Genomic DNA, 14,251 nt, shown 5'->3' on the forward strand with positions numbered 1-14,251 from the left:
AGAATGCGATAAACGCCATAGAAAGTCTGTCTCACTTAGAATCCAGCGACTTCTGCCGAATAAAGAACTGCGTGACTTTCGGGAGAATTGCACAGCGATTCAATCCGCTTCTGCAAATTCTTCAACCATCTATTTGCATTGGGTGTTGAGTCGATAGCAATGAAATCGCTAATCGTCTCAATCTGACGCTGGGCCTCATCGGTCAGCCGAACTCTATGCTTCATGCCGAGATATTAGATTTTTGAAGACAGCTTCAACGTCGTGAGTCCGCCCTGTTTGAACGTCGGCGACTCCGCGACGCACTGAGGCGAGTGTCTCGGCCTCCTCATCAGCTTCAAGACCGAGCATGGCCTCATAGACATCCGTTCGCATAACTACATATTTGCCATGTTGGCCCTCTAGCGAGAGAGGGCCTCCGTGCATTTGAAGCAGTGATTCCGTATCAGGCGTTATTGGCGAAGTTGGGATTTGCATAGTTGAAGTATACCACCAAGGATACCGACCTTCCAGTCAAAACTACTTTGCGTTCACCGCAATCAACCCATCTAATTCCCGCTTCAATCGCGGTAAAATCTCATCATATCCAAACTGCCCTAGCGACTCACTTCCTTTCTTAAGATTCACAAACTTCGGACCACACCAGAGCCCGAGATCAGCGTCGTCGGTTTCGCCGGGGCCGTTCACTCTACAACCCATCACGGCAATTGTGATCGCGTGATCCGCAGCATAGCGTGTCATTTCTTTGACCTGCTCGGCCAGATCGATGAATGCCTCATTCTCGACCCGCGAACAACTTGGGCAACTGATAATGTTGAGCGTATCGAGGCCGTAGTCCACGACCGAGCGGACACGACCGGCGGCTATGTCTTCTAAAATCTGACGACCAGCGGCGATCTCTTCTGGCTTACGGGGATTCGAGACCGTGAGAGATACACGAATGGTGTCACCAATGCCTCGGCTGATGAGTTGTTCGAAAGCAATGCGGGTCTTGATAATCCCGTCGGGAGGCATGCCCGCTTCGGTCACTCCCAGGTGCAATGGCACATCGGGTCGCGTTTCGGCAAATCGCCGATTTACTTCGATCACCTTCTGCGGATCGGAATCCTTGAGCGAGACGCAATACCGCGTGAAGCCAAGTTCGTCGAGGTGTCGGCAATGCTCGAGGGCACTATCAAGCATCGGGCCGATGGAATCTTCCTCGGGATACTGATTGAGCTTATCTGGATCGACACTGCCGCAGTTCACTCCCACGCGCATCGCGTTGTCATTGTCGGCAGCCACGGCAGCCAGGTAGCGGACCTTTTCCTGCCAAGTCTTGGTTCGCTCATGATGGTACAAATGCCCGGGGTTGTAACGAACCTTATTGACATGTGGGGCGACGATTTCCGCGAGTCGATAGTTCTCCTGCAAATCGACCGAGAGATTTGCGTTCGTCTGACGACGGATTTCCGCGAGCGCTGCCGCATCTTTCTCGTTGTCCACCGCAATCCGCACCACATCGGCTCCCGCTTCGTGTAAGGCGTTAACCTGTGCAACCGTTGCGTCCACATTTTGCGTATGCGTGGCGGTCATGCTCTGCACGGCGATCGGATGCTCGGCACCGATGGTGACTGAACCAATTTGAACGGGGCGAGTTGGATTGCGATCAATGTTCACGTTAACAAATCCTAGTTTGTTGCTTGCCAAACACTACGGGCGTGTGGCAGCGACTATGCAATTGTAAGGAAATTCATCCCATACTGGAAATGCCTACTCAGTCCCCCAGTTGCAACCACAACATCGTCATCGAATAGGCATTGAACAAGGCATGGGCGGTGATTGAGGGGACCAAGCGATGGGTCCGTTGATAGAGGTATCCCAACACAATACCAAACAGCACCAGTGGTACTGGCGAAACTCCATGCCCCAAGTGCGCGAGCCCAAAGAGTGTCCCACTAATGAGGATCGGCACCCATCCGTGAGGCAGGGTGGTGAGAACTCCTCGACTCGGCAAGTCAGATAACTCGGTAGGATCAATATGCAGGGAGAGAAATTGGCGGTCGCTCCCCGCATAGCCAATCGTTTCATCTTCCCAGCGTTCAAGCCAACCTTGCAGTAACAGACGAAAGACAAATTCTTCCCCCAAAGGCGCAGCTACAACGACCAGCAAGAACCCAGCCAGCAGCATCGCTGGAGAGTGATTTTCGGTGAGTTGCTCTATAATTGGATGCTCCACTTCTGGCTCAAGTATAATCGTGAGACTCAGTTGCAGCACATAGATAGGCAACAATGAGGCGGCACAGGCTACGATCCCAATACCAATATCCCAGAGTGCTTGCGACCCACTACTCGGCAAGCCAAGATCGCTACGATTCGCACCCACAGAAACATGTAGCCAAACTCCCAGCATTCCCACCAACAACATAAAGAACGCGGTGGTTCCCAGACTATTGTAGATAAATTCTTCGGCAGTCGCGTTTTTCTCGTTCGTATCATCCGAATCGGCAGCGGCGTCGAATTCTGCTTCCTCTGATTTCTCATGGTCCTCGACTTGCACACGAGGATCGATTTCTGGTGTTCCCGCAGGATCTTTCCCTCCGCCCAGCATTGAGAAGATCACTCCAGAAAAGGTCAGCAACATGACCAACATCACAATGCCCGACTGCCACGGGACGCGCTGCCGCGGTTGATAAGCCAGCAAGGGTTTGCCACTTATGTGGCGTTCAAAGAGAACCAGCAACGCTCCTACACTCGCGATCGAGGCCGCAAACATGACCAGGAATGCTGCTGAGGACATCTCGTCGGACATGGCTATTTGGTCCACAGTTACCCGACTCTCCGAGTCGGGTTGTTAATCTATCCGACTCGGAGAGTCGGGCAACAAAACACTAGCTCTCCTGGAATCTACCCGCGGCGGCTCGAACATAGCTCACGCCCGAATAGAGAGTCAGCGCGACCATGGCCCAGACAACTGCCGTGAGGCCTTGTGTCATCCACGTCGATGGTGCACTTCTCCAAGCGTCCGTCGCTTGATCGACGTAGGTGAGCTGAACCATGCTCCAAATCGCGGCAAGGCATTGAAGCCCCATTTTCCATTTGCCAATCCACTTGGCGGAAAAGTCGCCCCCCTGCTGTTCGACGAATGCCCGCAGCGAGGTAACCAACAGTTCGCGTCCTACCACCACCACGGTCATCCACGCAGGGATCCCCGAAGGGAGCGTGCCGTCTGCCAACCGCGGCACGGCCGACAGCAGCACGAAGGTTCCACAGATAAACAACTTGTCGGCAAACGGATCCATCACTCGGCCGAGTTGCGTAATCTGGGCATACTTGCGAGCCCAATAGCCATCAAGCCAGTCGGTACCTGCCGTGATGACAAACAAGACCAAAGCTGTCTTGTACCACCCTGCGACCAGAAAAAAAAACAACGCCAACGACAACACGATGCGGGCCATCGTGAGTTGGTTCGGCACATTCAGCACGGATGGAGTGGCTGGTGAGGTAATTGGTTCAGACATGGGAAAGTAATGAAGGAATGACTGGAATGGGGAAGGAAGGAATGGGAGGAATGAGGTTACTTCCTGCATTCCCAGATTCCGTCCATTCCCCAACTGCTTCAAGTTGGTTCGCCGCAGGCTACTGCTACCAGGTCGTACTCTTGTCGGGCTACTATCTCGCATCTTACCAGCGCACCTGGCGAAAGTCCTGCCCCGGTTACGTAGACGACGCCATCCACGTCAGGGGCATCGGCATAAGAGCGGCCAATCCATGCAGTCGGTTCATCCGGTACAGCGGCGTCGATGATCACATCGACCTGTTTGCCAATTTGTGCGTCGTTCCAGCCAAATGCAATCTCCTGTTGCACACCCATCAAATGATCGCGGCGGCCGGACTTGACTTCCTCTGGCAATTGGTCAGGCAATTTGGCTGCTGGCGTGTCTGGTTCATAAGAATAGGTAAAGACACCCAATCGCTCGAATTGCTGCGCCCGTACGAAGGCCTCTAACTCGGAAAAATGTTCGTCTGTTTCGCCCGGGAATCCCGTGATAAAGGTCGTTCGCATGGCCAGCTGTGGAATTCGCTCACGAAGCTTGCCCAGCAGTGTCTCGGTTTCGCCTCGTGTCACGCGACGCTGCATACGTTTGAGCATCTGGTCGCTGGCGTGTTGGAGAGGCATGTCTAAGTAAGGCAAAATCTTTTCACTCTCGGCAATCGTGTCGATCAACTCATCACTGAAATACATCGGATATAGATACATCAGCCGAATCCAGTCGAGTCCATCGACCTTCTCCAGTTCCCGCAGTAGCTCGGGCAGTCTCGTCTGGCCATAAAGATCGAGTCCGTAGTAGGTCGTGTCTTGGGCCACGATCACCAATTCACGAACCCCGTCGGCGGCCAACTCTTGCGCTTCAGCGATCACAGTCTCCATGGGCTTGGTGACATGCTTGCCACGCATCTTGGGAATCGCGCAGAAGGTGCAAAGCCGATCGCAACCCTCAGATATTTTCAAGAAAGCAAAGTGCTTAGGTGTGATCCGCAGCCGCGAGGTGTCGGGAAGCGTGTGCGTTGGCGCAGGTTGAAACACGCTTCTTTGCTCAGAGAGTCCCCCAATCAAACGATCCGCAACCTTAGTAACTTCCTCGCGCCCAAAGACTCCGACCAACTGATCGATCCCAGGCCGGTCGACTAACAGCGATTCCTTCTGTCGCTCGGCAAGACAACCCGACACGATCACTCCGCGAAGGTGTCCCTGCCGCTTAAGTTCCAACATCTCGTCAATGACGGCAAACGATTCTTGCCGCGCCTGTTCGATGAAGCCGCAAGTGTTTACGATGGCAAAGTCGGCCCCCTGCGGTTCGTTGACCAGCTGATAGCCATCAAGCTGCAACATCCCGAGCATCCGCTCGCTGTCGACAAGATTCTTGGGACAGCCCAGACTCACAAAGGCATAACGCCCTTTAGGTCCGTTGCGGTCTGTTTCGGTGCTGTAGGATGTGGTCACAGAAAGGCCTTAACTGAATATGTGTAGAATTGATCAATGGTACTCGAACTCCAAGCTATAAACTAGGCTCCAAACATGGCAGCAGAAGGGAGATTTGAATGGCAAATCTCCGGACCACCTGAAATCAGGAGTCAAAGCTAACAATGAATGAACGTAAGCGTTGGATCGGATTGATTTTCTTCGTACTCGTCTGCCTTGCCGCAGGAGGGCTAGGGGCTCTTGCCACGACGCCCGAAATCGATGGCTGGTACCAGACGCTGACCAAGCCCTCATGGAATCCCCCCGCCTGGGTGTTCGGCCCAGTCTGGACAACGCTTTACATCCTGATGGCCATCGCAGCCTGGCTCGTCTGGAAACCGGCCGGATACCAAGCTGTAGCTTTGCCGCTCAACTTGTTCAGTTTGCAGCTCTTACTGAATTTTGCGTGGTCGTGGATTTTCTTCCGCTTCCATCAGTTGGGTTGGGCGTTCGCAGATATCGCTCTGCTCTGGCTGGCAATCATCGCGACCACAGCGGCCTTCTTCCGCCACTCAAGACTGGCTGGGTGGTTAATGACGCCCTACCTAGCGTGGGTAAGTTTCGCAGCGATTCTCAACTTCGTCATCTGGCGACTTAATAGCGGTTGAATTCAAGAAGATACTCAACTCTGCAAATTTGACAGTTCTCCCGTCAAATCGTTATACTTTCCGTCATGATTCGCACTCTTCTATTTTTTGCGATCGTCTTTGGGGCGCTTGCTAATCGGCAGGAGGCTTGCTCTCGGCCCCCAGAGGAAGTTGCTAACTCGCCGGTTCCCCCGCTTAGGCAACTTCCACAGCAAAGTACGAATCGTACCGAGCGAAATTTGTTTTTACCTGCTAGACCTCGTCAGCAGGAAACCAATTTGCAGATTCCAACGGCTAGATCCCTGCGCACCGACCTACGGCCGCAGACAACACCTCCTCAGCGGCGCGCTTATGATGCTGCCACTAGCGAAGACGAAGGCACTGTAAACTACAGCGAAGAGCAAAAGGAGATTTGGAATAGTTCCGAAATGGTCGCTGCTCGTGCCGCTGTGGAAGAATTCTGCCGGCACTCTGCTCAGACGAGTCTGGCGGAGGGGCAGAAATTCCTTTCACAACTTTCGCAGTTGTCTCCCGAGGGTATGCAAAATTGGTTGGAGCGATATCAGGCGCGAAGGACGAATGATTTACTCGGCCGCGAGGTCGAGCATTTGGCCAGACAGCTGATGGTTGAGCGGTCGCTTAGCCAGCGTGAGGCGAGGCGCCAAGCAACTGCACGCATCGCAGAGCTGCGCAGCCAAGCTACAGCTGCCAGAGAAGATCAATATCCGACACCTCAGCAGTTGGCGGCGGCCCGCCGCATGCGGCATTTGGGGGTTGTCACTATCGGTGTTTTTCCAGGCTTTGATCCACTGGAGGCCGTGGTCGATCCAGCCAGCCCACGAGGCTACTGTCGGAAGGTGGCGGCGGCAATGAGTTTGCCAGGTGACTTGCCCCGAGATGATCCGCGGAACTTCATTCGTGGCGAAGAGGGTATCGATCTTGGCGAATGGGCCACCAGCCGCGATGCTCAGCCTCCAGCCCAACAAGTTGCCCCAGCGTCAGCCGCGCCGGCAAACGATGCTCCAGCAGGCGAGTAGCTGCACATGAGATCGTTCTGGTAATTGAACCACCTGATCCTCGATCATCGAGTCCTACATGAAAGGTTCGTCGCTAGCTCTCGGCAGACATTCTCCTACCAGTGGCTAGCGTCGATTCGCCCACAGAATCAATGCACTCCTTGGCACTCTGGAGAACTGGGAATGCTCAACAAAAGTGATTGCATTGCTCACGATCTGGGGTAAGATACGCATGTACACTAATCAGCCTAGGCAGTTCTCATGCTTCTCGACATCCCCACAGAACAAATCCAAACCACCGTTGAACAGTGTGCGCAAGAACTGCTGGCCGAGGCTGGGATCGAGCGGCCACCGGTTGACGCGTTTCTATTAGCCAGGAGCCTGGGTTTGACTGTTGCTCAAGATGGGCAGTCGGAAGTGCGGGCGAGGTTTGTTCGATTGAACCCTCGCAGTCATGGGACGATCCTCCTCGCAGATGACGCGCGGAATGAACGTCGGCATTGGGCCGTAGCTCACGAAGTTGGCGAGTTTGCAGTACAACGAGTGTTCGCCGTGCTTGGGATTTCTCTGGCAGACATTCCGACGGCGGCCCGTGAGCAGATGGCCAACCAGTTGGCGGGCTCCTTGCTGCTCCCCTGGGACTGGTTTCAAGCGGATGGCGAGATGTTGGACTGGGATTTACTGGAATTGAAGCAGGTCTACGCTTCTGCCAGCCACGAGCTGATTGCCCGACGCATGTTGCAAATGTCTCCCTCAGTGATTGTCTCGCTGTTCGACCAAGGCAAGCTCATCTGGCGGCGAAGCAATGTGTTGGGCAAACCACCTTCGATAACATTCGCAGAAAACAAGACTTGGAGTGCAACAAATAGTTGCGGCCAATCGTGTCGATTGGAACTAACTAACTTACCGGAAGGGTTACGAGACATCCGTTGCTGGCCGGTACATGAGCCGGATTGGCGCCGCGAGATCATGCGCACTGAGCTTGAGGATTGGTAACCGACACCCAGGCCAGCAACATTATATAGAGCCAATCCATGAGAGTTATTTTAACGTTGCGATCCGACTGACCAACTCATTCACAATGTACGGCTTTCCGAACACCGCATGACACCCGGCACCGCGGGTGATTTCCACATGTTCCCTGCGAGGAAAATCCAGGAGGGCTACCACGATTCCGCCGCGCTCGCGAATTGCTTGCGAAAAGGTCCGCATGCGATCTACTTCAAGAGGCTCCAATTGCCCACCTTCCCAGATCCCTGCTGTCACTTGCGAAGGCAACTGGCCTAACTTTCCTCGTGGTGTCCAGTGGCAGTCCGCACCGTAAGGACTCAAGGCATTGGAGATCGCTTCAAAAGAGGCAATCGATTTACAATCAATGGCGACAGTTCCGGTTAGTGTTCCTTGGCCTCCAGCCACGATACGACCTGCTAAGGGGCCATCCATTGGGTGCGACCAGGGGGGGCAACCACCATCCACGTTAGCTTGAATTGCCGCAGCCCACCAACCGGGAAGTTCGTACCAATAGAGGCGCAACACTCCGGTGAGTGGCGTGCCGGTTCGCAATTCCCCTTCGCACCAACTGCCAGCCACCACGACCAACCTGGCGAGTGGCGCGGCATGCAGCAGCGATTCGACATCTTCCGCACTGAAAGTATCAGGCAAAGGATCAGCGAGCAGAATCAATTCAGGCGCGAGTTTACCCTCCGTCAGTAGCTCAACAGCCTGAGCGCAGTCGCTGGCTCGGTGCCAATAACTGCTTGCGGTGATCGTCGGTAACAGGTCCGCGAACTCGACAGTATTCCAAGCGCCAACGAGCAGAACATCGATCACGGCTTCGAGTTCAACGGTTCGTGAGTTTTCAGCGGGCGATAGCATAGTAATCGTTTATGCCCGAATCAGGAACTAAGCTCGGTGTCTCGCGTAGCGATCAAACGATGGGCATCTTTGGCATCCGCAGCTTCGCGCAACTCCGCGAGCCAATCAGCATCATTGATAATGCGACTCAGTCGGGCGAGGATCCGCAGATGCTCATGGTCATCGGTAGCGCATATTAAGAAGAACACATCGGTGAGGCCGCTTGCTCCGCCAAAAGGTATTCCCTGGCTGGTGATTCCCAGGGCCAGGATCGAACCCCCAAGAATCGAAGTCTGGGGGCGACGTGGATGTAGTAGCGCCACGCCGATATCCAGTGCCGTGGGATGCATGTCTTCGCGCGCTGCGACGGCTTCCGCCATTTTCACGGGATCCCAGAGCAAACCTGTATTGCATGCTAAGTCTGCCATCGCCGAGATCACACTCCCTCGGGTGCGAGCCACAAGTGGCAGCGAGATTGCCTCGACAGGCAGGAGTTCCGCGATAGAAATCTCGCCATCGGATTGCTTATCCGTGCGTTCCAGATTCGTTTCCATTTGCGCTAACTCGGAATCGTCGGAGAGACCAATACGGTCTTCCAGCCAGAGATGTACTTCGTGAGCAGAGAACCGCCAATCGCCCCCTACTCGCCTGGCGGGAATTTTTCCTCGCTCGGCGAGTCGAATGACTTGCGCAGGCAGCATGTGCAGATAAGCTGCCAGAGTCGAGATGTCAAAATCTTCTTCGGCCACGATCGAACACTTTCGGAAGTCAATTCCTCGTGAATGACTGGATTGTTATCTGTTGCCCGACTCTCCGAGTCGGAGTGTTAACCTATCCGACTCGGAGAGTCGGGCGACGATACTCCGCTTACGCTAGCAGAATAAGCTGAGTATAGCAGAATTCTTGCTGAGCACGGGGAGACCATTCTGGCCAAAATCTATCGACAAACACTGAGAAATGATTCGCGTGGGTGTCTCGATAGCACAGCGGATTAGGTGAGCCGCTAAGTCGCCTTGACAGGTTCTGGCAAATCGACACAATCCGCTTCGCCTTGGCAGGAGAACTCACCCAGGAGGAACTCGCCAGCGAAGAATCCCAGCCAGGATTCGTAGTCGGCCAAGGTGAACGCGAAGGGATGGATTTCTTCGCGGCGAGCTCGTCAGAGCAGGCACCACGCCCCCGCAATGGCTATGGTGTCGGCTCCCAGGCAAGGAGGCCTGAAAAGATGCACGCGACTAGACTAATTACCGCCAATACGTGCGGTACCGTTGAATTGGACCGTCTACTTCCTGACGCGACGCGTACAGGCGAAGGCAAAGTGTTTGCCAATTCCTGCACTAGCGATTGGCAGCAGGTCGAGCCGGGCGATGTGTATGTAGCCCTGCCAGAACTTGCTGGTAGTGAAGAGAACGGGCATCGCAGTGTCTTGGAAGCAGTTGCGCGTGGTGCGATTGCGATGATCTGCGAAGAGCCAGTTCCCGTCTTTGATGTTCCTACCTATCTCGTCAATGACAGCCGAGTTGCCTTTGGCAAACTGTGCCAGGCACTCGCTAGTCAACCTAGCCAGTCAATTGCAGTCGTCGCCGTGACCGGCACCCATGGCAAATCTACTGTTATTGCCTTGCTGGATTCCATTTTTGCGATGGCCGGCAAACACTGTGGCAAAATCAGTGGCCTCGGTTGTTACGATGGCATGTCGCACTCGACAGGGATCGAATTACCTGCCGCCCCCGAATTGGCTGCCCGACTAGAGCGCATGGTGGCTGTTGGCTGCACCCATGCCTTCGTCGAAGTATCCAGCGAAGCGTTGAGCAATGCCTCCTACGCCGGCATCGAGTTCGATGCTGTGTGCGTAACCAATGTATCCGATGCACACCTCGACTTGCACAACTCCGTACAAAGCTACCGAAATCTAAAAAAGAGTATTCTCAAACACTTGGCACCGGCAGGCATGGTCACGCTAAATGCTGATGATCCGGTAAGCATTAAGTGGTTAAATCACGTGGATGGTCCCTCGTTGACTTTTGGCACAAAAGGCCAGGCTGAAATCACCGGTGAGCTGATTGCTGAGTACAGCAATGAACAAGAGTTTACGATCTCAGCAGGGAGCCAATCTGCAGCTTTGCGTACGACGATGATCGGCGAGCACCATCTTTCCAATTGCCTGGCTGCAGCGACAATCGCTCTGTCGTATGGAATCGATCTCCAAACGATTGCCGCTGGTATCGAGGCGGTCGAGAACTTGCCAGGACGGATGGAACGTGTGGACTGCGGACAAGGCTTTCCTGTGTTCGTAGATGCTGCTGATACGGCGGAGTCCTTGCGGGCAAGCCTGCGATCAGCCCGTCATTTGAGTACAGGTCGCGTGATCTGCGTACTCGGTGACCCACGCAGTGCCACTTACTCGGAACAACTTGCCGTCGCCCACGTCGTTTCTCGAATGGCGGATGTTGCCATTATCGCACGTTCGTTTCCGGCTGAGGAAATGAGTGTTTGCGATAGCCATCAACGTGCTCGAGTGGAAGTCGTCGACGATCGCCGCAAAGCGATCGCCTGTGCCCTGGCCGTCGCTCAGCCGGGCGATGTGGTGGTGATTGCCGGAAGCCGTTGGGAACCCCAGCGTGCCTACGGTTCATTTGCCCCAAAATCCGAACAAGGCGATGCCGCCACCGCCCGCAGGGTGCTTTACGCCCGCACGGAGCAAGTACCACTTCGCCTAGTCGCCTGATGCCACTTTTTGCTTGCATAAATCACCCGTTTGTTTAGACAGGATTCCCGACTCACATGGAATGGACCGACACACTGATGTTAGAACCAGCCCCCCCCAGCAAAGTCACTCACCTACGTATTCCGCGTGATGCGATGGAAGTGCGAGTCGCTCAGGGTGTTTCCCTGATCTGTGCCAGCAATGTCACCCACATGGAAATGACCGATGCCCTGGAGCTACTGCGAGGATTCCGAGCAACCGGTCGACGGATTGTGATGTGCGATACTTCGCGCCTCACGGCTGGCCGCCAGCTAGGACAGGCGATCGTTGCCGAGGGATGTGGAACCATCGTCATTAGCTGTGGTTCATCGGGTCGCGAAGTGGCAATTGGTGCTCGTGATTCCGGGCTTGATTTGGCAAATGTGGTGGTTTGTCAAGATAGTAAGGCAGCATGTGAATTGCTCGCGAATCGCCTTTTGCCGGGCGACACGGTGTTGCTGCTCGGGGCAGAGCAGCACGCTTGTGATCAGTTGGTTGATTTACTGGACCGCCGGGCTTCCAATTCCGTCCAGACGGCTGCCTGAAAGGTTCCTACTCGAAATATTGTCGATAATGTTGAAGCTTCATCGTTAGTTTGTTGGATTGCGGGGTCTGACAAACTGCCCTCCCTGGGGTCGGAGCATTATTACCTGTTTGGGGCAGCTTCTGGGTCAGCTGCCTGACAGGTGCTTCACGATGAAGCTTATGTCTGAGCGCCGGGGTAACGCTTGCGTTGCCCCGGCTGCTCAGCGGATTTATTTTGCCGGCATCCTCTTCTGCGGCATTCCCTGTCACACCCTGCGAGTCTTGCAATGATGGCCGCTTCTCCCCACATCATGTTCGCCGGTGGAGGTGCCCCCGGACAATTATTTCCTGGAATCGCGGTGGCCTCGAAGGTGGCTCAGTTCATGCCCCAGGCAAAGATAACATTTGCCGGGCCGGGTAAGTGCCGGGAGAGGCATGCGGTACGATCGGCTGGATACCAGTATCTCACGATTCCCTCGAAACCCTTGCCGCAGAATCCTTTGCAGGCTCTGCGGTTCGTCACGGATAATCTTGCCGGTTACTGCACGGCCAAATGGACCTTGCGCGAGCAACGTGTCTCGTTAGTAGTAGGCTTGGGAGGTCACACCAGCACTTCCGTAGTGCGGGCCGCTGCAGAGAAGGGAATCCCTTTTATCTTGCTGGAACAAAACGCCATTCCGAGCCGTACCACGCGTTGGCTCTCGCGTGCTGCGACCATGGTTTGTGCCGCCTTTGAAGAAGTGCGCCCCCACCTACACATCCAAGCGCCAGTTAAGGTAACGGGCAACCCTGCCCGACCGGCATTCGACCAAATGTACCAAAGAATCTCTGCCAGCAGAACTGAAGGGGGAGACGCGAAGACCCTTCCGTTTGGCAGACTGGGCAGGGATGGTCAAAGGCGGATGGTGATCTTGGGTGGGGCAGGGGGCGCTCGCTCGCTTAATGAGTCCATGCCTTTTGCACTCGCGCAACTCAAGGAATGTCTTGTTGACTGGCAAATCGTCCACCAAACGGGCGAAGGCCAACTGCAGGAAACGGAAAGCCGTTATCGCAAGGTTGGCGTCGAGGCCTTGGCCGTCACCTATATAGATGAAATTGCTTCGGTGCTATTTGCTAGCGATCTGGCTGTGTGTCGCTCGGGTGGAACCACACTAGCTGAATTGGCACTGGCTGGCGTGCCGGCTGTGCTGGTGCCTTACTCTCACGCCCGTGACGACCAGCAGCTTGCCAATGCAAAGGTCTACGTGGCCTCCAAAACATGTCGTTTGATCGACGAAAGCTCGCAGGCCGGCTCGCTGGACAAGGCTTTGGCACGCGAAATCACACCAATGTTAGTCGACGAAAACCTGCGCAAGACGATGTCGGCCAACATGCGCAGCATGGCCCGCCCCGATGCTTCCGCCGAAATCGCCGCAGCCATCCAAGTCGCCCTCTTCGGCACGCGCGGCGATCTGCTGGCAGCGTAGGGAAGCGACAGCTACTTCGCTTAGATTCTTCAAACGCTAAACAAAAAGTGACCATCCGGATAAAGCATCCGCCGGGGGACCGCGAGCTGCGCATACCCAACGATCTTTGCTTGCTTCTGCGCACCGGGGCAGGTTTTGTCACGCCTTATTTATCGAAATCCGATTTTTTTTGTTAAATAACCCTCGTCATACCCCTTGTTTTATAGTGTTTGTCCCACAGTTTTTAAACAAAAACTATGGCTCCGGGGAGCAGAATTAGAGGTTAGGGGTTGGGATTTTGATACGCTACGATTCATGTGAGCGGTTTGGCGCTAGCAACTAGACGCTGGGCGCTAGTTCGAAGCTGCCAAGAGTTCACTCTGACTAGCGCCCAGCGCCTAACAACTAGCGCCGACTCCGCAGCAGCGCAAACTAACTAACTTTGCTTGCTTCTGCGCACCGCGGTGGGGGTTTTGTCACGGTCTCTTCATAGAAAACTTTTTTTCCAAAACAAAACCCCCTCCATTTCCGTGGGGCTGGCTTTCCGCAAAGCGTTGTTAGGTTGAGGTTTACGTCGTTGCCGGGGTCGTCGAGTATTGTGAGTTTTGTAACACAAAACTACCTCTCCGCGTGACAAAACTAAATCGCTTCACGCCATCGAAGGCCAGGCGCTCTACCGACGGATCTCTAGCCCAGTCGCCGGTCTTGGGCAACAATAAAACAATTCGATTATCAAGGTACTTGCCTGGTGGATGGCAAGACACATTGTACTAACCAGAGTGGCACAATTTCTACTAAAAAAGTGACGAGTGGAGAGAGGGGGAAAGCCGTTAGCCGGAACGAGTAATCCAGAGCGGGACCTAGCCGTAACCAAAATTCGTGGAACAGGAGTTAACCAAGCTAACAGAGAGAATGCAAGTAATAAAGAAAGAAGCACTTATTTTCGCTAATCTTCACTAACCTGGATTAGCACTGATTAGCGTGGATTAGTGTTCCTGATTCTATCCTTTCCATTCCCTCCGTTTTCTTTGTTACCTCATGTTCAATAAATTGATGCAAGCTGCCAAGATTTGTATCAT

General features: G+C 54.3%; 14 protein-coding genes. 6 read left to right on the forward strand and 8 right to left on the reverse strand.

Annotated features, from left to right (window positions below):
• Positions 1-35 precede the first annotated feature (35 nt).
• The 6 genes from Pla144_RS25570 to rimO form a co-directional block, all read right to left on the reverse strand.
• Positions 36-224 carry a type II toxin-antitoxin system RelE/ParE family toxin gene (locus tag Pla144_RS25570; protein WP_146451178.1) on the reverse strand — a complete coding sequence of 63 codons (189 nt, stop codon included), beginning with the start codon at positions 222-224 and terminating at the stop codon, positions 36-38.
• A complete protein-coding gene (locus Pla144_RS13290; protein ID WP_146451179.1) occupies positions 214-474 on the reverse strand; it encodes a hypothetical protein in 261 nt (86 codons plus the stop codon). The genes Pla144_RS25570 and Pla144_RS13290 overlap by 11 nt, the downstream gene beginning before the upstream one ends.
• 42 nt (positions 475-516) lie before the next feature.
• Positions 517-1,656, reverse strand: a complete 1,140-nt coding sequence (gene ispG, locus Pla144_RS13295; protein WP_146451180.1) for a (E)-4-hydroxy-3-methylbut-2-enyl-diphosphate synthase — start codon at positions 1,654-1,656, stop codon at positions 517-519.
• A 97-nt stretch (positions 1,657-1,753) separates the two neighbouring features.
• Entirely contained in the window at positions 1,754-2,788 is a 1,035-nt protein-coding gene (locus Pla144_RS13300) for a CPBP family intramembrane glutamic endopeptidase (RefSeq protein WP_146451181.1), read from the reverse strand.
• Between the two features lie 79 nt (positions 2,789-2,867).
• The gene (gene pgsA, locus Pla144_RS13305) at positions 2,868-3,497 is read right to left on the reverse strand and encodes a CDP-diacylglycerol--glycerol-3-phosphate 3-phosphatidyltransferase (protein WP_146451182.1); all 630 of its coding nucleotides are present in this window, start codon (positions 3,495-3,497) and stop codon (positions 2,868-2,870) included.
• 98 nt (positions 3,498-3,595) lie between these two features.
• A complete protein-coding gene (rimO, locus tag Pla144_RS13310) occupies positions 3,596-4,981 on the reverse strand; it encodes a 30S ribosomal protein S12 methylthiotransferase RimO (protein WP_146451183.1) in 1,386 nt (461 codons plus the stop codon).
• Positions 4,982-5,124: 143 nt separating this feature from the next.
• Between rimO and Pla144_RS13315 the strand changes: the two genes are divergently transcribed.
• From Pla144_RS13315 to Pla144_RS13325, 3 genes are all read left to right on the forward strand, one after another.
• Positions 5,125-5,607: a TspO/MBR family protein gene (locus tag Pla144_RS13315; RefSeq protein ID WP_146451184.1), complete on the forward strand. Its 483-nt coding sequence runs from the start codon at positions 5,125-5,127 to the stop codon at positions 5,605-5,607.
• A gap of 257 nt (positions 5,608-5,864) precedes the next feature.
• Positions 5,865-6,623, forward strand: a complete 759-nt coding sequence (locus Pla144_RS13320) for a DUF2076 domain-containing protein (RefSeq protein ID WP_146451185.1) — start codon at positions 5,865-5,867, stop codon at positions 6,621-6,623.
• Between the two features lie 240 nt (positions 6,624-6,863).
• Entirely contained in the window at positions 6,864-7,598 is a 735-nt protein-coding gene (locus Pla144_RS13325) for an ImmA/IrrE family metallo-endopeptidase (RefSeq protein ID WP_146451186.1), read from the forward strand.
• Positions 7,599-7,643: 45 nt separating this feature from the next.
• On the opposite strand, the gene Pla144_RS13330 is transcribed toward Pla144_RS13325, so the two are convergent.
• Together Pla144_RS13330 and Pla144_RS13335 are read right to left on the reverse strand one after the other, a co-directional pair.
• Positions 7,644-8,477 carry a hypothetical protein gene (locus Pla144_RS13330; RefSeq protein WP_146451187.1) on the reverse strand — a complete coding sequence of 278 codons (834 nt, stop codon included), beginning with the start codon at positions 8,475-8,477 and terminating at the stop codon, positions 7,644-7,646.
• A 20-nt stretch (positions 8,478-8,497) separates the two neighbouring features.
• Positions 8,498-9,205, reverse strand: a complete 708-nt coding sequence (locus Pla144_RS13335; protein WP_146451188.1) for a PTS sugar transporter subunit IIA — start codon at positions 9,203-9,205, stop codon at positions 8,498-8,500.
• Between the two features lie 302 nt (positions 9,206-9,507).
• Between Pla144_RS13335 and Pla144_RS13340 the strand changes: the two genes are divergently transcribed.
• The 3 genes from Pla144_RS13340 (at position 9,508) to Pla144_RS13350 (ending at position 13,193) form a co-directional block, all read left to right on the forward strand.
• Positions 9,508-11,184: a Mur ligase family protein gene (locus Pla144_RS13340; RefSeq protein ID WP_146451189.1), complete on the forward strand. Its 1,677-nt coding sequence runs from the start codon at positions 9,508-9,510 to the stop codon at positions 11,182-11,184.
• Between the two features lie 56 nt (positions 11,185-11,240).
• On the forward strand, positions 11,241-11,747 hold the full coding sequence (locus Pla144_RS13345) for a hypothetical protein (RefSeq protein WP_146451190.1): 507 nt from the start codon (positions 11,241-11,243) through the stop codon (positions 11,745-11,747).
• Positions 11,748-12,014: 267 nt separating this feature from the next.
• Positions 12,015-13,193 carry a UDP-N-acetylglucosamine--N-acetylmuramyl-(pentapeptide) pyrophosphoryl-undecaprenol N-acetylglucosamine transferase gene (locus tag Pla144_RS13350; RefSeq protein WP_146451191.1) on the forward strand — a complete coding sequence of 393 codons (1,179 nt, stop codon included), beginning with the start codon at positions 12,015-12,017 and terminating at the stop codon, positions 13,191-13,193.
• The last annotated feature ends 1,058 nt before the right edge of the window (positions 13,194-14,251 follow it).

It is taken from the genome of Bythopirellula polymerisocia, assembly GCF_007860015.1.
GTDB classification, from domain to species: domain Bacteria; phylum Planctomycetota; class Planctomycetia; order Pirellulales; family Lacipirellulaceae; genus Bythopirellula; species Bythopirellula polymerisocia.

What these genes read in the sequence shown, in the direction of transcription:
- Pla144_RS25570 (WP_146451178.1), bottom strand. Translation starts at nt 224, where the DNA reads ATGAAGCATAGAGTTCGGCTGACCGATGAGGCCCAGCGTCAGATTGAG.
- Pla144_RS13290 (WP_146451179.1), bottom strand. Translation starts at nt 474, where the DNA reads ATGCAAATCCCAACTTCGCCAATAACGCCTGATACGGAATCACTGCTT.
- Pla144_RS13300 (WP_146451181.1), bottom strand. Translation starts at nt 2,788, where the DNA reads ATGTCCGACGAGATGTCCTCAGCAGCATTCCTGGTCATGTTTGCGGCC.
- pgsA (WP_146451182.1), bottom strand. Translation starts at nt 3,497, where the DNA reads ATGTCTGAACCAATTACCTCACCAGCCACTCCATCCGTGCTGAATGTG.
- Pla144_RS13315 (WP_146451184.1), top strand. Translation starts at nt 5,125, where the DNA reads ATGAATGAACGTAAGCGTTGGATCGGATTGATTTTCTTCGTACTCGTC.
- Pla144_RS13325 (WP_146451186.1), top strand. Translation starts at nt 6,864, where the DNA reads ATGCTTCTCGACATCCCCACAGAACAAATCCAAACCACCGTTGAACAG.
- Pla144_RS13330 (WP_146451187.1), bottom strand. Translation starts at nt 8,477, where the DNA reads ATGCTATCGCCCGCTGAAAACTCACGAACCGTTGAACTCGAAGCCGTG.
- Pla144_RS13345 (WP_146451190.1), top strand. Translation starts at nt 11,241, where the DNA reads ATGGAATGGACCGACACACTGATGTTAGAACCAGCCCCCCCCAGCAAA.
- Pla144_RS13350 (WP_146451191.1), top strand. Translation starts at nt 12,015, where the DNA reads ATGATGGCCGCTTCTCCCCACATCATGTTCGCCGGTGGAGGTGCCCCC.